This is a genomic window from Sphingomonas sp. SP1 (assembly GCF_058313395.1).
The window spans coordinates 1,655,159-1,674,111 of record NZ_JBZFLC010000001.1 but is presented as its reverse complement, the minus strand read 5'-3'; the positions used below and the strand labels follow the sequence as shown (position 1 = coordinate 1,674,111).

The window sequence follows — 18,953 nt, the reverse complement described above, 5'->3', positions numbered from 1 at the left end:
CGCTTAGCTGTTTGCCGCAATCCATTTTTCGACGACTGGAGCGATCCGCTCGCGCCACTTGCGGCCGTTGAAGATGCCGTAGTGGCCAACGTCCCTAGCGAGCAGATACTGCTTCTTCGCGTCAGGCAGCCGCTCGGCCAGCGTCAGTGCCGACCGGGTTTGGCCTACGCCCGAGATATCGTCGCGCTCCCCTTCGATCGCCAGCAGGGCGGTCTTGGTGATCGCACGAGGATCCACCTTGCGTCCGCGATGCGTGAACTCTCCCTTGGGCAGCGCATGCCTCTGGAACACCAGATCGACCGTTTGCAGGTAGAACTCCGCCGTCATGTCGCACACGGCGCGGTATTCGTCGTAGAAATCGCGGGTCGCGTCGGCACTCTCATCGTCCCCGACGACCAGATGCTTGAACATCTCCCAGTGGCTGATGAGGTGGCTGCCGAGGTTCATCGTCATGAAGCCGGCCAGCTGCAGGAAACCGGGGTACACCTTCCGGCCGCCACCGGGATAGATGCCCGGGACGGTCGCAATGACGTTCTTCTGGAACCAGGCATGGGGGCGCTGAGTGGCGAGCGTGTTCACCGCGGTTGGCGCTTCGCGCGTGTCGATCGGCCCGCCCATCATCGTCAGGGTTCGCGGCGTACACGGGTGGTTGTCCGCGTTCATCAGTGCGACGGCGGCATAGGCCGGCACCGACGGCTGGCAGACGGCCAGCATGTGCGCACCCGTACCGATCGCCTCGGAGAACTCGATCAGATAATCAATGTAGTCGTCAAGATCGAAGCTTCCGTCCGACAAGGGGACCATCTTGGCATCGCGCCAATCGGTGATGAACACGTCGTGGCCCGGCAGCATCCGTTCGACCGTGCCGCGCAACAAGGTGGCGTAATGGCCGGACATCGGAGCGACGATCAGCAGTTTAGGCTGCCCTTCCGGACCGCCTTCCTTGCGGAAATGCTTGAGCTGGCCGAATGGCTTGCGCAGCAGAACCTCTTCGTGGACGGGCAGCAGCTTGCCTTTGACGGTAACGTCGAACAGCTCGAAGTTCGGCTTGCCGCGGGGTGCCGCGGCGTGGGCAAACACATCCAGGCTGGCAGCAACGATCGGACTCATGCCCTGATAGCGTAGCGGATTGGATGCACTGTTTAGCCAGCTGGCGCCGAGCCCGGCGAGTTGGCTCGCCCCGGCCAGCCACGACCGCTGCACTTCATACGCGTCGTAAAGCATCAACCCTCATTCGAAAAACAGTTCCACTGGACAACCGGTGTGGGGGCGAAAGGGTCCGGCGGCAAGAACTATCCTTGCCTCAACCGGCGGGATGACGGACCACGTGCACCCTGCTAACCGCTGCTCATGGCCAGCACGGCAAGCGACGACGACGACAAGGGCAAGCGGAACCTCGGCAACCTGAAGCTGGTGTGGGCCGCAGCGGCAAGATATCCAGGGCGGATCGCGGCTGCGCTATTCTTCCTAGCGATGTCCTCGGCTGCTACCCTGGCCATTCCCTACGGCTTCAAGCAGGTGATCGACCGGGGCTTCGGCAGCGGATCGATGAGTTCGGACGCGGTAACGGGCGCGTTCCAGCTGCTGCTGCTTACTGTGATGGTGCTGGCGGTCGCGACAGGCTTCCGCTTCTACTTCGTCTCATGGCTGGGCGAGCGGACCGTTGCCGATCTGCGACAACGGGTGCAGCGCAACCTGCTCACCCTGCCGCCGCGCTTTTTCGAAGAAAATCGCCCGTCGGAGATTGCTTCGCGTCTGACGGCCGACACCGCGGTCTTGGAGCAGGTGGTGGGTTCATCGGCCTCCTTTGCGCTGCGTAACGTGGTCACGGGCATTGGCGGCGTCATCTACCTTTTCGCGCTATCGCCGAAGCTTGCGGGAATGCTGCTGGTCGGCATTCCGCTTCTGTTCGGGCCGATCATCCTGTTCGGGCGCAAGATCCGCAATCTTTCGCGCGCCAGCCAGGACCGGATTGCGGATGTGGGCACGAACGTGTCGGAAGTCCTGGGCGCGATGAAGATCGTGCAAGCGTTCGGACAGGAAGGGCGCGAGGAGCAGCGCTTCAGCGACACGGTCGAGCGGGCCTTCCTGACAGCCCGCACGCGCATGCGACTGCGCGCAATCATGACCGTGACGCTGATCGCATTGATGTTCGGCGCCATCGTCATGGTGATCTGGGAAGGCGCCCGCGACGTGGCGGTTGGCCGGATGACGGGCGGAGAAATCGCCGCTTTCGTCTTCACCGGCGTGCTGGTCGGTGGGGCCTTTGGCGCCCTTTCGGAAGTTTACGGCGACCTGCTGCGCGGATCGGGCGCGGCCGGACGTATTGCCGAACTCATCGCCGCCAAGGCCGAGATCAAGGCACCGGCGCAGCCCAAGGCACTGCCTGAGCCGGCCCAGGGGTCGCTGACCTTCGAAGGGGTCGAGTTTCGCTATCCCACGCGCCCGGAGGAAAAGGCGGTCCATGATTTGTCGCTCCACGTCGCGCCCGGGGAGACGATCGCGGTCGTCGGGCCCTCGGGAGCGGGGAAGTCGACGTTGTTCCAGCTGGCTCTGCGTTTCTACGATCCCCAGGCCGGACGCGTCCTCATCGATGGCGTCGACCTGAGGGATGCAGATCCGGCGGCGGTGCGCGCACGGATTGCGCTGGTGCCTCAGGAAACGGTGATCTTCGCGGCTTCGGCTCGGGACAACCTGCGTTACGGACGCTGGGATGCCACTGCCGAAGAGATCGAGGACGCGGCGCGGGCCGCGAACGCCCATGAATTCCTGCGATTGATGCCCGATGGCTACGACACCTACCTGGGTGAGGGCGGTGCCCGGCTGTCCGGTGGTCAGCGGCAGCGCATCGCAATCGCCCGCGCCTTGTTGCGCGATGCACCGCTGCTGTTGCTAGATGAAGCAACGAGCGCGCTGGATGCGGAAAGCGAGGCGGCCGTGCAGCAGGCGCTGGAGCGGTTGATGACGACCCGGACCACGGTGGTGATCGCCCATCGCCTGGCCACCGTTCGCGCTGCCGACCGGATCATTGTGATGGAGGATGGACGCATCGTGGAGCAAGGCACTCATGCCGAGTTGGCCGCTAACGGCGGTCTCTATGCGCGCCTGGCGCGCTTGCAGTTCGATGTCGCGGCCTGACCTCCACAGCGTGCCGTCGCCCGACCGGAATTGCATTCAGCATCTCGGAAACTGAAAATATGCATGTAACCCACGCCGCCGGTGCCCCACCCGCAACGACAATCGATTTTGCTCAGTTTCTGGCGGTCGATATCCGCGTCGGGCGCATTCTCGAAGCCACGCGTTTTGCGGAGGCTCGCAAGCCCGCTTACAAGCTACAAATCGACTTCGGCCCGGTCATCGGTCGCAAGCGTTCGTCGGTGCAGATTACCGAGCGTTATCAGGTGGAAGACTTACCCGGACGCTTGGTTGCGGCAGTGGTCAACTTCCCGCCCCGGCAGATCGGACCGTTCATGAGCGAGGTGCTCACACTCGGTTTCCCAGACGAGAACGGTGCTGTGGTGCTTGTCGCTCCGGATCAGGATGTCCCGCTGGGAGGCCGCTTGTTCTAATCCGTTGATCGACCGTCTGCCCGACAAAAAAGAGGGGCGGCTCTCCGAAGAGAGCCGCCCCAGTTGTTTCGGGATAGTGAGCCCCGAATGAAGGTCAGAAGTTGCCGTATTGCTCGTTACCGACGAAGCCCATCTTGTCGACGCGCGCCTGCTTGGTAACGACCAGAACCTCATCCACCAGCTGGTAGCGGGCGTCGGGCTCTGGCTGCAGGTGCAGTTCCGGCGTCGGATTCATCTGCTGCGTCTGATCCAGGAACTGGCGCAACTGCACAAGATTCACAGGAGCACCATTCCAGAGGACGGCACCGGCCTGGGTGACGACGATCTTGTTCTTGACCGGATCGATCGGCGGCGGAGTCTGGTTCTGCTGCTGCTGCGGCAGGTCCAGCTTCACCGCGTGCGTCTGCAGCGGAATCGTGATGATGAACATGATGAGCAGCACCAGCATGACGTCGATGAGCGGAGTCATGTTGAGCTCCATCATCGGTTCGCCTTCGCTGTTATTACTCGTAGTCTGCATCGCCATGGCGGCGGTCCTTTCCTGACGTGCTTACAGGCGGGCGACGGTCGAGCCGGCGGGCGGCTCCGACACGAAGCCCACGCGGGCGAAGCCGGCGCGCTGCATGGTGAAGATGGTTCCCCCGATGCAACGGTACGGCGTGTTGATGTCGCCGCGGATATGCGCCTCGGGCATGGTCTCGTCCGTCAGGTTTTCAGGTCCACCGGCTGCGGCAACCGCGTCCTCCAGCTTCTTGACCGAGCGATCGAGCAGTTCCTCGGAGTTTACCCGCTGGAGGCCCCAATAAACCTCGCATGTGCCGTCGGCAGCCGCGCGGACCGTCAGGTCGACGTTTTCCGGCTTGGTTTCACGGACTTCCGAAAGTGTCTGCGGCAGCTGAATGGGAACCGTTTCCACCACCACCGGAATGGCGATCAGGAAGATGATCAGAAGAACCAACATCACGTCCACGAGCGGCGTGGTGTTGATATCCGACATAGGGACGTCTTCGCCGTCTTCCTTGCCTACGTTCATTGCCATCGGAGTCTGGCTTCCTTGTACTTGAGGCCTGGACCGGCGGCGCCCCGCCGCCGGTCCATCTTCCAGTCCCTGTTAGCGGCGGTCGACCGTGGTCGTGCCGGTGCCGCCAGCCTGCTGACCCGTCGAGGTCTGGCCGGCGGTGAGCGGCTGGGTACCGGCCGGGGTCGGCGCGGCGCCGGTGCGGGTCTGCGCACCGCGAGCAACCGAGGACGAACCCGCGGCAGCAGCGCCGGGAGCGCCCATGGTCGGCTTCACGCGGCCTTCCGACATGATGTAGCCGTGCAGGTCGTTGGTGAAGGCTGCGAGATCCTCCATGATCGACTTGTTGCGGCGGATCAGCCAGTTGTAGGCGAGCACGGCCGGAACCGCGACGACCAGGCCAAGAGCGGTCATGATCAGCGCTTCACCGACCGGACCGGCGACGGTGGAGATCGACGCCTGACCCGAAGCGCCGATCTTGATCAGCGCGCGGTAGATGCCAACCACCGTACCGAACAGACCGATGAACGGCGCGGTCGAACCGACGGTCGCGAGGAAGGCCAGGCCTTCGCCGAGACGGGCGCCGATACCGCCCTGCGAACGGGCGAGCGAGTTGGCCATCCAGTCGTGCTGGTCGATCGGGTTGGTGAGCTTGCCATGCTGGTCCTGGGCAACGAGCGCGTCGTCCACGATCGCACGGTAAGCGCTCTTCTGATCGAGCTTGCCGGCTGCGTCACGCAGGTTGGGCGAGTTCCAGAAGCCGGCGCGGACCTTGCGGCCCTGGCTGATGATCTTCTGCTGTTCGAACAGCTTGGTGAAGAGAATGTAGAAGGAGAAGACCGACATCGCCACCAGGATGATGAAGGTCGCCCAAGAGATGACGCCGCCCTCGTTCAGGGCCTGCAACAGACCATAAGGGTTTTCGCCGGCGGCGGGTGCTGGAGCTGCCATAGTGTTCGTCTTTCCTCGTTAGAGCTGGTGCTTGTTCGTGTGGTTGAGGATCAATCTTCCGGAAGAACCCAGCGAATACGCGCGGAGGTCGTGTCGGAAATGGGTGAGCCGTTCTGGTCCTTGGCGGGCGTGAAACGAGCGCGTGCCCGCAAGATCCGGCAAGTCGCATTGTCGAGTGAGGACGATCCGCTGGATCCGCTGACTTCGCAGCCGCTGACCCGACCGTTAGGACCGATGGTCAAACGGACGGCCGTGGTGCCCTGCTGCTCGTTACGGATCGCATCCTGCGGATAGTCGTCCGTCGAGAACAGACCAGGGAGCGAGCCCTGCGCACGCGCTGCCTGGCTCACCCTCGGAGGGGGCGGCGGCGGAGGCGCAGGCGGGGCCGGCGGTGCGGGCGGCAGCGGATTGGCGCGGGGCGTGATCGGTGCGATCGGCGGAGCGACATCAACCGTTGAAACCGGCGGCGGCGGCGTGTTGGTCCGCACCAGCGGCGGCGGCGAAACCACCGGCGGAGGTGGCGTTTCCGGCACGTTTTCCGGCGGGGGCGGCGGTTCTTCCTCGGGGGGCGGCGGTTCGTCCTCGACGTCGAAGGTCTTCAGATCCTCCGCAGCCTTCTTGACCACGTTATAGGCGAGACCCGTAATCAGAGCGTACCCCAGCAAAACGTGCAGGAGCGCGACCACCACGATGGCGACCGTCCGATTGGAACTCATTTGCCTGCGATTGGCGTAAGACATCCTGCCGCGTTTCTCCTTAAGCGGGCGTTCGACCCTGCCTCGCCTTAGCGACACCCACGGGCGCCGCTCTAGTGAGGAAGGTTCGCCGACGTATCAACATATCATCGGCTGTCGGCGCGCTTCCTTAATGTGGCCTCAATGGTGGTGCAATGATATTGTTCCAGCCCCGCAAGCATCGATTGTTAAGCTTAGCCGGGACCAACTCCTGTGAACGAGGCAATCTCTACACCGACGCCGCGAGCGTTGGGGTAGACGTCGGGCTTGCAACTGCTCACCCGGACCGCCCGTACTCCGCCCCGCGCAGCAATCCAACCGTAGATTTCCGCCACTAGCGTTTCCTGCAGATTGTAGCGGCGGGCAGCGGCGATGCGCTCAACCTCCAGGCGGAGATGGTCGTAATTCCACGCGTTTGCCGCCTCGTCATCGGCCGGCGTCGATGTGTCCTCAAGCCAGACCTCGACGCTGATCAACAGCCGCTGCGGACTACCGACCTCGAAGTCGTGGAAACCGATATCGGTCATGACTTCGAGCGAATCGAGGTGAATGCGGGTGGAGCGGATGGCAAGCGAGTCGGGGACGAGCCCATCCAGCCGGGGAGTGAAAGGAAGAATGTCGCTCAACAGTCCGTCTCTTGATGGCGTGAGCCCCGTGTCAAAGGCTCATATACTGGACGTCGCGTGACAGGTTCATGAACCGTTGCCCGCCGTCGACGGTGAGCACCTCGCCCGTGACCGCGGGAGAGTCCAGCAAAAACCGCAGGGCGGTGACCACGTCTTCCGGCATGACACCGCGCGACAGCGGATTGTATGCATGGGCGCGGGCGAAATTCTCGGCCGACTGCCCTGGCGACTGAAGCATCAGCGCTGGGGCGATGCCATTCACCCGGATGCGCTGTTCTGCCAGCCGTCGCGCCGAAAGTTCGGTCAGCGCCGCAAGCCCAGCCTTAGAAAGCGTATAGCTTAGATAGTCCGGGTTGGGTGCCGCCAACTTCGCATCGAGAATATTGACGATCAGCCGGTCGCCCTCTCCCGCCCGCTGCGCGAAGGCCGCTGTCAGCAGTGCCGGCGCCTGGACATTCACGGCCATGTGGCGTGTGAACTCGTCTGCCGAAAATTCCAGCAGGTCGTCCGGCGCAAAGCGGGCGGCGTTGTTGACGAGCAGGCTCGGGGCGGTCGGGCAAACCGCCATGATGCGTTGGGCGCAATCCGGCTGCGCGAGGTCCGCGACGGCACGCACGGCCCCGGGCGGCACGTCGTCCCCGTCCCCATGCACGTGCGCAACGACCTGCCAGCCGTCTTTCAAAAGCGCTTCGGCGATCAGGCGGCCGACCCGCTTCCCGGCACCGGTGACAATGGCAAGCTGTTGGCTCATGGCGTCAATTCCTGCCTTGCAGGAAGGCGCCGCGCAATGACAGAGAAGCCAGCATGCCTGAAAGCCGTCCGCCGATCAGCCTGTTCGAACAAAGCCTGGCGGAGGTCGCACAAGCGCTGGCGGACAGGAAGTTGCCGCCTGTCGACGAATGGGATCCGCCCAATTGCGGGATATCGGATATCCGGATCGCGCGTGACGGTCACTGGTATCACCAAGGGCGGCCGATCGACCGCCCGGCAATGGTTCGTCTGTTTGCGACAGTCTTGCGGCGTGAGACGGACGGCAGTCATGCACTGGTGACCCCGGCTGAAAGGCTGTCCGTTGAGGTCGAGCTGGCGGCTTTCGTTGCAACGGCGGTCAGAAGCGAAGGCGCGGGCCAGGACCGGCAGGTGGCTTTTTCCCTTAACAGCGGCGATGTCGTTTTTCTGGGAGCCGACCACCCGCTGCGAATGGGGCCGGACAATATTCCACTGCTCGAAGTCCGTAGCGGATTGCAGGCGAGCCTTGCTCGGCCGGTGTACTATGAGCTGGCAGAGATCGCGCTTGAGGAGAGCGCCGATTGTCCGGGCATTTGGGGTGGCGGGCACTTCTTTCCGCTGACCCCAGAATGACTCTTCTCGATCGGTTGCGGGCCGCGCTCGATCGCCCGCCGCCCCCCACCCTTCTGCCCGGCGATCTCATAGAAGGGACGTCCGGGGAGTCGAAGCCGGCGGCGGTGCTGGTTGCAATCACGCGCCGAGCCGAGCCCGGTGTGCTCCTCACTGTCAGGCGCGAGCATCTTCGAACACATGCCGGCCAGGTGGCCTTTCCGGGTGGCCGGATCGATCCCGAGGACCCTGACGAGATCGCCGCCGCCCTGAGGGAAGCGAACGAAGAGATCGGGCTGAAGCCAGGCCAGGTGAACGTGTGGGGACCGGCAGATTCCTATCGAACAGTGACCGGCTACTCCGTGACGCCGGTGCTGGGTGACGTCGCCCCAGACCTGCCTCTTTGTCCACATGAACACGAAGTGGCCGACTGGTTTGAGGCACCCCTTGCCTTCCTTCTGGATCCCGCCAATCAGCGCGCCATCGAGGCCGAGTATCAGGGAAAGATGCGGACCTACTACCAAATCGACTGGAACGGTCGGCCCATCTGGGGAGCGAGTGCTGCGATGCTGGTCAATCTGACCCGGCGGCTCATGTGGAGATAGGTCGGCTACAGGCGCTGGCCGAGCGCGCGGGCGTCGGCGCGCTGCTGCAAGGGCTGGGCGGCGGCACTGCGCGGTTCGTGGGCGGCGCGGTTCGCGACAGCCTGCTTGGGCTGGACGTGCAGGATCTGGATCTTGCGACGACCCATACTCCCTATGAAGTGATGCGGCGCTGCGGCGCGGCCGGTATCCGGACCGTACCCACGGGCATCGAACACGGCACTGTCACTGCCCTGCTCGAAGGCCATAAGGTCGAAATCACGACCTTGCGGTCAGACGTCAGCACCGATGGCCGCCGTGCCGCGGTGGCATTCACGGACAATTGGCAGGCGGATGCGGCGAGGCGCGATTTCACCTTCAACGCACTCTACTGGGACCCGGAAGCGTCCCGCCTCGACGACTGGTTCGGTGGACAGGCCGACCTTTCGGAAGGTCGTGTGCGCTTTATCGGCGAACCGCTGCAGCGGATCGCTGAAGACCATCTGCGCATCCTCCGCTTCTTCCGCTTTCACGCTCGTTTCGGACGGGACGAGCCCGACGAACTTGCTCTCCACGCCTGCCAGGCGCGGGCCAACGATCTCATGGCGCTATCCCGCGAACGGATCGCAGACGAGCTGCTCAAACTGCTGGCTCTGCCCGGGCCGTTGCCGGCCGTTCGGGTGATGATCGAACATGGGATCCTTCGCTCGGTTTTGCCGGAGATTGCTGCTGCCGCACTGCCCAGGCTGGCCGGACTGCTTGCCGCCGAGCGAGCAGCCAATGTGGCCCCGTCCGGGTTACGGCGTCTGGCGGCGCTGCTACCACCAGATCCAGGGACGGCGGAAAAGATCGCTATCCGGCTGAAGCTGTCCAACAAGGCTCGCAAGCGACTGTCGGTAGCTGCTTCCCAAGACCTTGGCGGCGACCCACGGGCCCTGGCCTACTGGATCGGGCGCGAAGGGGCGGTCGACCGACTGCTGCTTGCCGGGCGCGCCGGCGATGCCCGCGCGCTCGGCGACTGGGTTGTCCCGAAGCTGCCCTTCGGTGGAGGCGAGCTGATCCGGCAGGGCCTTGAGCCTGGCCCGGGAGTCGCGCGCATCCTCCAGCTGATCGAACGCCGCTGGGTGGAGGAAGGCTTCCCGCAAGAAAAGCGCCTCGCCCAACTGGTGGACGAGGCGCTATCAGCCCGCTGAGCAGGGATTAGCGGGCTGGATACGACCGGGGGCTTAGGCCGGCCGCGGGGAACGCGATCGTGAAGGTGGGATAGCCCTTTCCAACGTCTGCACGAAGCTGGACTTTGGACGGTAATCCCCCGCTACAGGCCAGCTTCCACCGCGAGGCGAATAAGGTCGGCGGACGTCGGGACGCCCAGCCGTTCCATCAACAATGCCCGGTGCATCTTCACGGTTTTCTCGCTGATCCCGAGTTCCCAGGCGATCTGTTTGTTCAGCAGGCCTTTGGCGATCAGCTCCAAGACTTGATGCTGTCGCGGCGGCAGCCCTTTGACGGCAAGCACGGCCTTTTCCCGGCGACCCGTGAACGCCGCGGAACTGTCGCCGGTCAGCTCGACCTGGCTGCCAAGGAACCACTGCAGGTCGCCATCGTCATCAAAGACCGGCGTGACCAGCACTGCGTTGCGAAAGGGACTGCCGTCTTTCTTGTAGTTGAGGATGTCGACCAGAACCGGCTGCCGGGCGCGAACGCCCTGTCGAATGCGCTCGGTGACCCAGGGCTCGGTCCCTGCTCCGGCAAGGAAGCGGCAATTGCGGCCGAGGATCTGATCTTCGGAATAGCCGGTCAGCGCGCAAAACGCTTCGTTGACAACCTCCAACGGGTTATCCGGTTTGCGCGGATTGCTGATTACGCTCGCGACCGGGCTGAACCCGATGGATTCCACAAGCTGATCGTCTGTTCGCTCGTCCAGCACGCTTACCTTTCTTCCCCGTAGCCAACTTCTATCAGAACTGCACGCGACCTGCGAGAGCATGGCAACGGAGCCATTTTTGACGGCTGAACCCGCAAACTGTGTCTCCTGCGCAACGATTTTGGGTATCTCGGCCACTGCGGCTTCTAGACGGACAATCCGGTCCTGTTCTACAAGCCGGTCGCGCTCTTCATTTCAACGCAAAAGGGGAAAGCATGCGCAAATACCTACTGGCGGCCGCTGCGGCGACCGCGATCGCGACGCCCGCCGCGGCTCGTGACAATTCGCCTTACGTCGGCATCGAAGCCGGCGGCATGATCGTCGAGGACATGGATGTGTCCTTCGATTTCGACGGTGAGCCGACCCTCAAGGACGTGCTGACGATCGATCACAACATCGGCTACGACGTCGACCTGGTTGGTGGCTACGACTTCGGCATGATCCGTGGTGAGCTGGAGCTTGGCTACAAGCGGGCCAGCCACGACGAATATCGTGGCGACGTGATCGGCGACATCATCGAGGCCGACGGCCGTAGCAGCTCGCTGTCCCTGATGGGCAATGCCCTGCTCGACTTCGGCGCCGACGACAGCCTGAACGGCTACATCGGCGGTGGTGTCGGTATCGCTCGCACCAAGATCAAGTACGACGACGGCTTTGGCAGCGACAGCTTCAGTGACACGGGCTTTGCCTGGCAGCTGATCGCCGGCGTGCGCCTGCCGGTGAGCGACCAGATCGACCTCGGTCTGAAGTACAAGTTCTTCAACGCCAAGGTCGACGACGACTTTGCCGGCAGCGAAGACTTCGACATCGCTTCGGGCGAGATCGGCACCCGCTTCCGCAGCCACTCGCTGCTGCTCAGCCTGATCTACAACTTCGCGGCCCCGCCGCCCCCGCCCCCGCCGCCGCCCCCGCCGCCGCCTCCGCCGCCGCCTGCACCGGCGACGCAGACCTGCCCGGACGGTTCGGTGATCCTGGCGACCGACAGCTGCCCGCTGCCGCCGCCGCCCCCGCCTCCGCCGCCCCCGGCGCCGGAGCGTGGCTAAGCGCTAAAGTTCAAGACGGAGCCTGGTTCGCCGGGCTCCGGATTGAAGCAAAGAGGCCACGGGATTCGTCCCGTGGCCTTTTTGTTTACCGGCAGCGGGAAATCTCGAGGCTTAGGGTTGCGACTTGCCGGGGTCCGGCCGATGCTCAACCGCGTGCCCTTAAAACCCTCGGCCACCCGTCTGCTCGGCGCAAATCCTACCGACTGTTTCTTCGGAGGTCCGGCATGTTGCTTCTTTCCATCCTCGCGCAACTGGTCGACCCCGGGTCGGGTCCCGGCACACCTTGGCCACCACCGGCGCCCGAAAGAACGGAGCCGCCGCCCGAGTATGCCGCCGATTGCCGCTTGATCGACGCGACCGGACGCGTCGCTCGGCTCCGGATCGAGGTGCAGAATCTTCCTCAGCCCAATGGACGGGTGGTGTCTGCCGATCCGGCGCTCGCATATCTTCGGCAATCGAATCCGGTCATGAGTCGTGTCAGCACCCCGGACGGCTTGGGGGGCTGGGATATGACCGACACCCTGACATTTCAGCGAACCTCCAAGGGCGACGTCGGTGTCCGTCTCGAGATCCGCAATCGAGAGCCGTCTGCCAGCGTCGCGCTCACCTCGACTGCGAAGGGAGGCTGGGGCAGAACCTATGAGGCGGGCATGTGCGGCGTCCGGCTGAAGGACTGATCCCCGTTTGACGACGCGAGGAGGTGCGCGGAGACATCCAAGATCCGGATTTGCGTTCCAATCCGAACTTGCTCAGCATGCCTTATTCTGACCGGCGCTGTCAGTCGCCTGGAAGGACCGGCGAATGATCTCTTCAAGAACCGTTAGGTCGACGTCAGCCAGCTTGCCCAGATAGAGGCAGGCCTTTGAGCTTTTGTGCTTGCCCAGCGAGCGAAGCAGCGCCTCATACTCGGAAAAACCGCCGACGTAGAGAACCAGATTGGCAGAGCGCGGCGAATAGGCAACGCGCGGCGCATCGCCCTCATGGCCGCTGGCATAGCGGTAATGATAGCTGCCGAAACCGATGATCGAAGACCCCCACATCGTTGCCGGTTCGGCGGTAATATCCTCCATCATTGACCGGAGCGCTTTGCCGTCCGCCTGGCGCCGCGGATGCTCGATGCCGTCAAGGAACGCATCGACGCTTACGCCGGTCGGCTTCGTTTTCGTTTCGGCCATCCATTCCTCCATCGATAGGCAGGAAGGCTGCAGATTATCAGACTGGCGCTGCTTGGCGACCTCTCAGCCGGGCCCGCGCTGCAATCGGGCATACGGCAAAATCCCGCGACAGATCGCAGGAAAACGGCGCCGGAGGACCTCCCCGACGCCGCAATACTTCTCGTCACAACGGCTTAGATGCCGCCGCGCGACACCGCCGTCGAGGCAGCAGCCTGCCGGTCGGGCCGCCCATCCCAACCATATAGGTCGGACAGGTAGGTGACCTTGCCATCGGCGCTGGCCTGGGCGGTGAGGTAGGTCACATAGACCGGCACGCCTTGCGGCAGCTTCACATGCAACTCTGGCTGCGACGATGGCGGTGTCGGTTCCGCATTCATCAGCCAGCGGCCCAGGCGCTTGGCATCTTCCAGACGGATGCAGCCATTCGACAGGGCCCGGTTGGTCTGCCGCATATACTCCTTCTGCGGCGTGTCATGGAGGTAGATATCTTCCGAATTGCGAAAGTTGAACTTGTAGTTGCCCATCGAATTGGTGGCACCCGGAAGCTGGCGAAGGCGAATGTCCTTGCGCCCCGCGATCACGGCGGCCCAGTCGACGCTCGATGCGGGCAGCACCTGCGCATTTTCGGTCCAGTCGCTCATCACCTCGAAGCCCTGGCCTTTCAGATATGCATCGCCCTGCTTCGCTGCCTTCGGTCCAATCCGTTCCCGAATAAGGTTTCCGGGAACGTTCCAGTAGGGATTGAAGGTCGTGTAATAGATCATGCTGGCGATCAGCGGCGTCGGCTGCTCGGCTTTGCCGACCACCACCTTCATGCTGTCCACCGGTTGCCCGTTCTCAAACATCGTCAATCGCGCAGAGGCGACGTCCACGAGAATATAGCGGCCACCGGACGGAAGGACCCGGGCCCGCTCCATATTCGACAGCAGCCGCTTGTCGGGCGCGACACCGGGCGTAGCCTGCATTGCAGCCCAGGCGGCGTCGCGGAGCTGGCCGTAGGTCGCGTTCGGGGTCGAAGTCCGCTGCATATAGTGCACCAGGCTTGGCGAGGCACTGGCGGTCAGGAGGATCTGGTCGGGACGGCTGCCCTGCGGCGCCATGTGCGGATAGCCGAACAACATGCCGGCTGGCGCCTTCTTGATCATCTGGACATAGGCGACCCACGCTTTGCTCGCGATCAGCTCCGCCAGCTGCACGTCGGCAGGGGAGCCTGATGCCGAACGAGCGATCGCGGCTTCGACCGAGGACGCAAGAGCGCCGCCATTGGCCAACCCCTCCGCCTCGGCTCGGCGAAGCATGGCCGGCAGCGCACTCAGAGCCGCCTTACTGTCCGCGTTACGAAACCAGATCGGGGCATTGCCGTGATTGAAATAATAGGCCTCGACGGGATCGCTGGGCGCGATCCGGGGGGCTGCCGGGACCGGCGCAGGCGCAACCGGCCGCTTTTTGGCCTCGGCAGCTGCCGGCATCGCCAGCGTACTCAGCAGGGTTGCGGCAAGGAAAAGTTTCTTCACGTGCTTATCACCCCGTTATGCAGGACTGTTGAAGCGTTTATCTAGGGAAACGCCCCTGTCCGGCAAGTGAACCGGGACTCGATCCGGCCTTTGGCGACAACGCGTGGCCGATGGGACACGTTATGAGTGCCGTTTCAAGGGACCGGCGACCGGGATCGCCAGAATGCCAGCGCTTCGTCTGCGGCAAGCGGACGGGCAAAATGAAATCCTTGTCCGGCAGCACAGCCAAGCGCGGCCAACGCCCTTGCCAGTTCCGCGGATTCGATCCCCTCGGCGGTGGTCGACATTCCCAACGCTTCGGCCAAGCCGAGCACAGCACGGACGATGGCGACGCTATCCGGATCGACCATCATGCCTGAAACAAAGCTCCGGTCGATCTTGAGAACGTCGATCGGCAAGCGCTGCAAATAGGCCAGGCTGGAATAGCCGGTGCCGAAATCGTCCATCGCGACGGTCGTGTCGAGGCTCTTGAGCGCATCGAAAACCCGGGTGGCGCGGGCCGGGTCCTGAACGATGGACGTTTCCGTCAGCTCCAGGCTGAGCCGCTCGCCGCCGATCCCGCTGGTGCGAAGCGCATCCTCGACGATCCCGGCGATGTCATCACGGGCGACCTGAATGGCGGACAGATTCACGCCGACATAAAGCGGCAGGCGCTGGCCGGCCTGTTCGTCCCAACGCGCAAGGGTGGTCGAAGCCTGATGCATGGCCCAGCGCCCGAGCGACAGGATCAGCCCACTTTCCTCGGCGACGGGGATGAATTCGGTCGGACTGATCTCCCCCCGGTCCGGGTGGTTCCAGCGGGCCAGTGCCTCAAAGCCCGCCACTTCGCCCGACTGGAGGTCGATGAGCGGTTGATAGGCCATTTCCAACTGGTCGCGGTCGATCGCGCGACGAAGTTCGGTCTCGATCGAAAAGCGGCGGCGCGCGGCGCTGGCCTCGCTTGGTTCATAGACCTGCGGGCGACCAGCGAGCTTGGCCTGTTTGAGGGCGAACTGCGCATTGCGGAACAGTTCTTCCGGATCGTGACCTGGCTGCATGATGGCAATACCGACGGCGCACTCGACCCGGATTTCCAGTTCGGACAGCCGAAACGGCGCGCTCAAGGCATCGCGGATGCGATCGGCGGCGCTTGTCGCGTCTGCCGGCCCCCGCCGCAGTGAAACGATGATCCCAAATTCATTACCGCCGGTTCGCGCCAATCGATCGCCGGCGCGCAACGCCGAGATCAGCCGGCGAGCAAAGGTAATAAGCAACTCGTCCCCAACGAGGCTGCCCATGCTTTCGTTGATGCGCGAAAACCGGCTGAGATCGACCACCAGCACGGCGTGGCCGACGGCTTGCTCATTCGTCTCCTGCCCTGCCGCCTCGATCATCTCGGTAAAAGCCAGTCGGTTGGGCAGTCCCGTCAGGCTGTCGCGCAGCATCTCCGCCCGCAAGTTGCGCTCGGCCCGAATCTCGACGGTCCGGTCGATCACCGTCAGCAGCGCCCGGGCCTCTTCCCTGCTGACGGAGGGGAGCGAGGCGACCTTGAGCCGGTAATGGCGCTCGTCCAGGCCCTTGCCGTCGCGAAAGTCCAGATCCTCGCCACCAGTCCCGTCGAACCAGGCCTGGAGGTGCTCGTAGAGCTTGCCGCTGCGCAGGCACAACTCGGTTACCCGATCGAAGCTGGGCACCGTGGACCGCTCGATCGTCTGATCCATCAGGCGGTTGCGGGCGCACAGCGAGAGCTTCCCCGACATGTCCCTTGCGACCACCGCCGCGGCGATGGGCAGGGCGGCGAGCAGCGCGCTGTCCTCGCCTGCCGGACGCAAGGACACAAAAGCCCCATGCGTGGGGCCGTCGCGCTGGGCAGCAGATGCCATGTGCTGCCTTTGGAGCACGCCGGTTAATTCTCTGTTGCGGTCGCAGCGTTATTCGGAACGGCCCGGTTCGGAGTCCGTTCAGGCGACAGTTGGATAGATGACGAGTATGACCCGCACCACCTTTCCCCTGCTTGCGCTCGCAGCCATTCTTGCGTCGCCTGGCCTTGCCGGCGTGCAGGGGCAGAGCGACGACCCTTACTCGCTGCCTGCAGGCGGTGAGCAAGGGCTCGACATGGCCGTGGTCGACGCCGAGGCCGTGCCGCAGGAACCCGAGCAGGCGGACGAGCGACTGTTCGAGATGGACGAAAGCTGGGGCGGCAGTGCCCCGGTCGACCTGTTGCGGCCGGTACACCCGCTCTACACCGAGCTGCGCCGGGCCATGGTTCGCTATCAGATGGACTGGGGCCGCCTGCCCCGCGTGCTGATTGCCGAAAAAGGTCCGCCGCTCGCTCCTGGCACCAATGATCCGCGGGCGCGGCAATTGCGCGAGCGGCTCGGGCTGCCCGCCCTCGATCCTTTGAGCCCCTCCTCCTCACCGTACGATTTCATGCTCGAGGAGCGGGTGAAGGAGTTTCAGGTGGCCCATGGCCTGCCGGTGGACGGCAAGGCGGGGCCGGCGACGATCGCGGCGCTCAACCGGGGGCCGCGCCACTACGAAAGCCTGATCGCGATCAATCTGGAGCGCGCCCGTCGCCTGCCCGCCCCAGGAACGCCGAACAGCCGGAAGTACATCCTGGTCGATGCGGCGGGTTCACGGTTGTGGATGTTCGAGAACGGGCAACCGGTCGACAGCATGAAGGTCGTGGTTGGGACCGCCCAATCGCCGACCCCGATGATGGCGGCGCTGATGCGCTACGTGAACGTGAACCCCTACTGGAACCTGCCGCCCGACCTCGTCGCCAAGCTGGTCGCCCCCAATGTCATAAAATATGGCGTCGGGTTCCTGGCCGACAAGCGCTACGAAGTGCTCGACAGCTGGGAGGACGATGCGAAGGTCCTGGACCCGGCCAAGGTCGATTGGCCCGCGGTCGCCTCCGGCAAGACGGAACTTCGCGTGCGTCAGCTGCCGGGGGGGTCGAATTTCATGGGCGAGATCAAGTTCATGTTGCCCAACCATTACGGCATCTACTTGCACGACACGCCGGCCAAGGACCTGATGAAGAAGGAGGACCGGCACCTCAGCAACGGCTGCGTGCGGCTGGAGGATGCGCGCCGGCTGGCGACCTGGCTGTTCGGCGAAATGCCGCGCGCGCAGTCGCAGGATGCGGAGCAGCGGGTCGACCTGAAGGAGCCGGTGCCGGTTTACATCACCTACCTCACCGCAGGGATCACGCCGGAGGGCCGCCTGGCCTTTGCGCCGGATCGGTACGGCCGGGACACCCGCTTGCTGGCGCGGTTCGATCCGCTGGCCCCGCGGCCGGCGTCGGCGGGGGGCCGCTAAGGCCTTCGCGCACATGAAAATGGCGGACCCGGCCGGGCCCGCCACAAGATACTAGCCGAGGATCTCGAGCGCGGCCGCGTAAGCGACCGGGTCTCGGCGCCGGGCAAGGCGCTCAGGGCGCGGGCGGCGGATCGGCGGGGGCGCGGTGCGCGCCAAAGGGTTCATCTGGATTGTCTGATTCATCGTCATTCTTTGATTGGAGAGTATCGGCCAGCTGAGCCGCCGCGGCGACCCGCGTAGCCTCGTGGGCATTGCGGAAGTCCTGTGTGCGGCGCAGCCGGTTGGCCATGCCGTCCCAGGCGTCCGCCGCGCTCAGGCAGCGTTCCCGCACATTGGCGAGGTCGGCACCGTCCGCATCGCGGCGGGCCTCTGCGGCACGTTCAAGATAGAATTCGAGCGTCGGCATGAACGAAACTCCTGACTTGTAGGGAGGCGCCGTCCCCGCAGGATCGCGAGGGACGGCGCGTCACCGGGTCAGGCGCTCTGCAGATTGACCGCGCTGGTCCGTCCGCGACGATCGTTTTCCAGCTCGTAAGTCACGCGCTGGTCGCGATCGAGAGTGCGCATGCCGGCGGCTTCAACGGCCGAGATATGGACGAAGGCGTCGCCGCTGCCGTCTTCCGGCTGAATGAAGCCATAGCCCTTGTCGGCGTTGAAGAATTTGACGGTTCCGGTGATCATGGAAATGTTCCTTTTCGTTGGCGAGGCCGCCAATCGGCCTCTCGTAGCTAGGAGAGGCGAAGAGAAGGAACGAGGAGCCGCAAAGCGCCAAAGACCGTCGGTTGCGACTGATAGCGAAGACCAAGGTGGGCGCTTTTCATCGATTTTGCAAGGGTGGGACTTGCGCCAAAGCTAATCCACAGCTTTGCGGCGGATGGAGAGCGGCTCTATGTTCCCGCTTTGTTCGTGCGATGCTATTGGGCGGCGCGATGGCGGCGCGCGTTCCCACTTTCTTCCTGGTGTGCGATTATTTGCGGCACGGATTCGACGTGGCGATCCGCTGCAACGCCTGCAACCGCAAGCGCGCAATCACCGCCGAGCAGGCCTGCGCCATCTTCGGCTATGCCGAAAAGATCATGAAGGCCCAGCGGCGGCTGCGCTGCGCCAAGTGCGAGGGGCGCGGCGGGAGAATGACGCCTATTCCGCGGATGCGGGGGTGAGTTCGAGATTGTTAGTC

Annotated in this window: 22 protein-coding genes; 9 read left to right on the top strand and 13 right to left on the bottom strand. The window is 64.0% G+C overall.

The window, feature by feature from the left end; genetic code table 11:
- Positions 1-3: 3 nt before the first annotated feature.
- Complete coding sequence (locus AC4GYS_RS08485) at positions 4-1,224, bottom strand: polyhydroxyalkanoate depolymerase (RefSeq protein WP_491108651.1); 1,221 nt, start codon at positions 1,222-1,224, stop codon at positions 4-6.
- Between the two features lie 126 nt (positions 1,225-1,350).
- On the opposite strand from AC4GYS_RS08485, the gene AC4GYS_RS08480 reads away from it, so the two are divergent.
- Positions 1,351-3,138, top strand: coding sequence for an ABC transporter transmembrane domain-containing protein (locus AC4GYS_RS08480; RefSeq protein WP_491108650.1), 1,788 nt, complete (start codon positions 1,351-1,353; stop codon positions 3,136-3,138).
- Between the two features lie 59 nt (positions 3,139-3,197).
- The gene (locus tag AC4GYS_RS08475) at positions 3,198-3,569 is read left to right on the top strand and encodes a tRNA-binding protein (RefSeq protein ID WP_491108649.1); all 372 of its coding nucleotides are present in this window, start codon (positions 3,198-3,200) and stop codon (positions 3,567-3,569) included.
- Positions 3,570-3,663: 94 nt separating this feature from the next.
- Here AC4GYS_RS08475 and AC4GYS_RS08470 read toward each other — a convergent pair whose 3' ends face one another.
- From AC4GYS_RS08470 to AC4GYS_RS08445, 6 genes are all read right to left on the bottom strand, one after another.
- Complete coding sequence (locus AC4GYS_RS08470) at positions 3,664-4,089, bottom strand: ExbD/TolR family protein (RefSeq protein ID WP_491109386.1); 426 nt, start codon at positions 4,087-4,089, stop codon at positions 3,664-3,666.
- Between the two features lie 30 nt (positions 4,090-4,119).
- On the bottom strand, positions 4,120-4,608 hold the full coding sequence (locus AC4GYS_RS08465) for an ExbD/TolR family protein (RefSeq protein ID WP_491108648.1): 489 nt from the start codon (positions 4,606-4,608) through the stop codon (positions 4,120-4,122).
- A gap of 72 nt (positions 4,609-4,680) precedes the next feature.
- A complete protein-coding gene (locus tag AC4GYS_RS08460; protein WP_491108647.1) occupies positions 4,681-5,538 on the bottom strand; it encodes a MotA/TolQ/ExbB proton channel family protein in 858 nt (285 codons plus the stop codon).
- A 50-nt stretch (positions 5,539-5,588) separates the two neighbouring features.
- Positions 5,589-6,278 (bottom strand): energy transducer TonB, encoded by a 690-nt coding sequence (locus AC4GYS_RS08455; protein ID WP_491108646.1) that lies wholly within the window; start codon positions 6,276-6,278, stop codon positions 5,589-5,591.
- 188 nt (positions 6,279-6,466) lie between these two features.
- A complete protein-coding gene (locus tag AC4GYS_RS08450) occupies positions 6,467-6,898 on the bottom strand; it encodes a dihydroneopterin aldolase (RefSeq protein ID WP_491108645.1) in 432 nt (143 codons plus the stop codon).
- A gap of 31 nt (positions 6,899-6,929) precedes the next feature.
- Positions 6,930-7,649 (bottom strand): SDR family oxidoreductase, encoded by a 720-nt coding sequence (locus AC4GYS_RS08445; protein ID WP_491108644.1) that lies wholly within the window; start codon positions 7,647-7,649, stop codon positions 6,930-6,932.
- Positions 7,650-7,702: 53 nt separating this feature from the next.
- Between AC4GYS_RS08445 and AC4GYS_RS08440 the strand changes: the two genes are divergently transcribed.
- The 3 genes from AC4GYS_RS08440 to AC4GYS_RS08430 are packed head-to-tail and all read left to right on the top strand — an operon-like array spanning position 7,703 to position 10,010.
- Positions 7,703-8,260, top strand: a complete 558-nt coding sequence (locus AC4GYS_RS08440; RefSeq protein WP_491108643.1) for a DUF1285 domain-containing protein — start codon at positions 7,703-7,705, stop codon at positions 8,258-8,260.
- Entirely contained in the window at positions 8,257-8,841 is a 585-nt protein-coding gene (locus tag AC4GYS_RS08435) for a CoA pyrophosphatase (RefSeq protein WP_491108642.1), read from the top strand. Before AC4GYS_RS08440 ends, AC4GYS_RS08435 begins: the two co-directional genes overlap by 4 nt.
- Complete coding sequence (locus AC4GYS_RS08430) at positions 8,832-10,010, top strand: CCA tRNA nucleotidyltransferase (RefSeq protein ID WP_491108641.1); 1,179 nt, start codon at positions 8,832-8,834, stop codon at positions 10,008-10,010. The genes AC4GYS_RS08435 and AC4GYS_RS08430 overlap by 10 nt, the downstream gene beginning before the upstream one ends.
- 122 nt (positions 10,011-10,132) lie before the next feature.
- On the opposite strand, the gene AC4GYS_RS08425 is transcribed toward AC4GYS_RS08430, so the two are convergent.
- Entirely contained in the window at positions 10,133-10,879 is a 747-nt protein-coding gene (locus AC4GYS_RS08425; RefSeq protein WP_491108640.1) for a response regulator transcription factor, read from the bottom strand.
- Between the two features lie 77 nt (positions 10,880-10,956).
- On the opposite strand from AC4GYS_RS08425, the gene AC4GYS_RS08420 reads away from it, so the two are divergent.
- Positions 10,957-11,784 (top strand): outer membrane protein, encoded by an 828-nt coding sequence (locus AC4GYS_RS08420; RefSeq protein ID WP_491108639.1) that lies wholly within the window; start codon positions 10,957-10,959, stop codon positions 11,782-11,784.
- Between the two features lie 224 nt (positions 11,785-12,008).
- Positions 12,009-12,461, top strand: a complete 453-nt coding sequence (locus AC4GYS_RS08415) for a hypothetical protein (RefSeq protein ID WP_491108638.1) — start codon at positions 12,009-12,011, stop codon at positions 12,459-12,461.
- A 72-nt stretch (positions 12,462-12,533) separates the two neighbouring features.
- Here the strand turns inward: AC4GYS_RS08415 and AC4GYS_RS08410 are convergent, their stop codons facing one another.
- From AC4GYS_RS08410 to AC4GYS_RS08400, 3 genes are all read right to left on the bottom strand, one after another.
- Positions 12,534-12,959: a DUF1801 domain-containing protein gene (locus tag AC4GYS_RS08410; RefSeq protein WP_491108637.1), complete on the bottom strand. Its 426-nt coding sequence runs from the start codon at positions 12,957-12,959 to the stop codon at positions 12,534-12,536.
- A gap of 173 nt (positions 12,960-13,132) precedes the next feature.
- Positions 13,133-14,473, bottom strand: a complete 1,341-nt coding sequence (locus AC4GYS_RS08405) for a L,D-transpeptidase family protein (protein WP_491108636.1) — start codon at positions 14,471-14,473, stop codon at positions 13,133-13,135.
- Positions 14,474-14,607: 134 nt separating this feature from the next.
- Positions 14,608-16,335, bottom strand: coding sequence for a putative bifunctional diguanylate cyclase/phosphodiesterase (locus tag AC4GYS_RS08400; RefSeq protein ID WP_491108635.1), 1,728 nt, complete (start codon positions 16,333-16,335; stop codon positions 14,608-14,610).
- A 97-nt stretch (positions 16,336-16,432) separates the two neighbouring features.
- Here AC4GYS_RS08400 and AC4GYS_RS08395 point away from each other — a divergent pair, with 97 nt between their 5' ends.
- Positions 16,433-17,776: a L,D-transpeptidase family protein gene (locus AC4GYS_RS08395; RefSeq protein WP_491108634.1), complete on the top strand. Its 1,344-nt coding sequence runs from the start codon at positions 16,433-16,435 to the stop codon at positions 17,774-17,776.
- Positions 17,777-17,888: 112 nt separating this feature from the next.
- Here the strand turns inward: AC4GYS_RS08395 and AC4GYS_RS08390 are convergent, their stop codons facing one another.
- Both AC4GYS_RS08390 and AC4GYS_RS08385 read right to left on the bottom strand, forming a co-directional pair.
- The gene (locus tag AC4GYS_RS08390; RefSeq protein WP_491108633.1) at positions 17,889-18,182 is read right to left on the bottom strand and encodes a hypothetical protein; all 294 of its coding nucleotides are present in this window, start codon (positions 18,180-18,182) and stop codon (positions 17,889-17,891) included.
- A gap of 68 nt (positions 18,183-18,250) precedes the next feature.
- A complete protein-coding gene (locus AC4GYS_RS08385; protein ID WP_491108632.1) occupies positions 18,251-18,457 on the bottom strand; it encodes a cold-shock protein in 207 nt (68 codons plus the stop codon).
- 230 nt (positions 18,458-18,687) lie between these two features.
- Here AC4GYS_RS08385 and AC4GYS_RS08380 point away from each other — a divergent pair, with 230 nt between their 5' ends.
- Positions 18,688-18,936 carry a hypothetical protein gene (locus AC4GYS_RS08380; protein ID WP_491108631.1) on the top strand — a complete coding sequence of 83 codons (249 nt, stop codon included), beginning with the start codon at positions 18,688-18,690 and terminating at the stop codon, positions 18,934-18,936.
- Positions 18,937-18,953: the final 17 nt, after the last annotated feature.

Coding starts and splice junctions, on each gene's coding strand:
- AC4GYS_RS08395 (WP_491108634.1), top strand. CDS start 16,433: ATGACGAGTATGACCCGCACCACCTTTCCCCTGCTTGCGCTCGCAGCC.
- AC4GYS_RS08470 (WP_491109386.1), bottom strand. CDS start 4,089: ATGCAGACTACGAGTAATAACAGCGAAGGCGAACCGATGATGGAGCTC.
- AC4GYS_RS08410 (WP_491108637.1), bottom strand. CDS start 12,959: ATGGCCGAAACGAAAACGAAGCCGACCGGCGTAAGCGTCGATGCGTTC.
- AC4GYS_RS08475 (WP_491108649.1), top strand. CDS start 3,198: ATGCATGTAACCCACGCCGCCGGTGCCCCACCCGCAACGACAATCGAT.
- AC4GYS_RS08465 (WP_491108648.1), bottom strand. CDS start 4,608: ATGGCAATGAACGTAGGCAAGGAAGACGGCGAAGACGTCCCTATGTCG.
- AC4GYS_RS08440 (WP_491108643.1), top strand. CDS start 7,703: ATGCCTGAAAGCCGTCCGCCGATCAGCCTGTTCGAACAAAGCCTGGCG.
- AC4GYS_RS08485 (WP_491108651.1), bottom strand. CDS start 1,224: ATGCTTTACGACGCGTATGAAGTGCAGCGGTCGTGGCTGGCCGGGGCG.
- AC4GYS_RS08385 (WP_491108632.1), bottom strand. CDS start 18,457: ATGATCACCGGAACCGTCAAATTCTTCAACGCCGACAAGGGCTATGGC.
- AC4GYS_RS08415 (WP_491108638.1), top strand. CDS start 12,009: ATGTTGCTTCTTTCCATCCTCGCGCAACTGGTCGACCCCGGGTCGGGT.
- AC4GYS_RS08390 (WP_491108633.1), bottom strand. CDS start 18,182: ATGCCGACGCTCGAATTCTATCTTGAACGTGCCGCAGAGGCCCGCCGC.
- AC4GYS_RS08400 (WP_491108635.1), bottom strand. CDS start 16,335: ATGGCATCTGCTGCCCAGCGCGACGGCCCCACGCATGGGGCTTTTGTG.
- AC4GYS_RS08420 (WP_491108639.1), top strand. CDS start 10,957: ATGCGCAAATACCTACTGGCGGCCGCTGCGGCGACCGCGATCGCGACG.
- AC4GYS_RS08460 (WP_491108647.1), bottom strand. CDS start 5,538: ATGGCAGCTCCAGCACCCGCCGCCGGCGAAAACCCTTATGGTCTGTTG.
- AC4GYS_RS08455 (WP_491108646.1), bottom strand. CDS start 6,278: ATGTCTTACGCCAATCGCAGGCAAATGAGTTCCAATCGGACGGTCGCC.
- AC4GYS_RS08435 (WP_491108642.1), top strand. CDS start 8,257: ATGACTCTTCTCGATCGGTTGCGGGCCGCGCTCGATCGCCCGCCGCCC.
- AC4GYS_RS08445 (WP_491108644.1), bottom strand. CDS start 7,649: ATGAGCCAACAGCTTGCCATTGTCACCGGTGCCGGGAAGCGGGTCGGC.
- AC4GYS_RS08380 (WP_491108631.1), top strand. CDS start 18,688: ATGCTATTGGGCGGCGCGATGGCGGCGCGCGTTCCCACTTTCTTCCTG.
- AC4GYS_RS08480 (WP_491108650.1), top strand. CDS start 1,351: ATGGCCAGCACGGCAAGCGACGACGACGACAAGGGCAAGCGGAACCTC.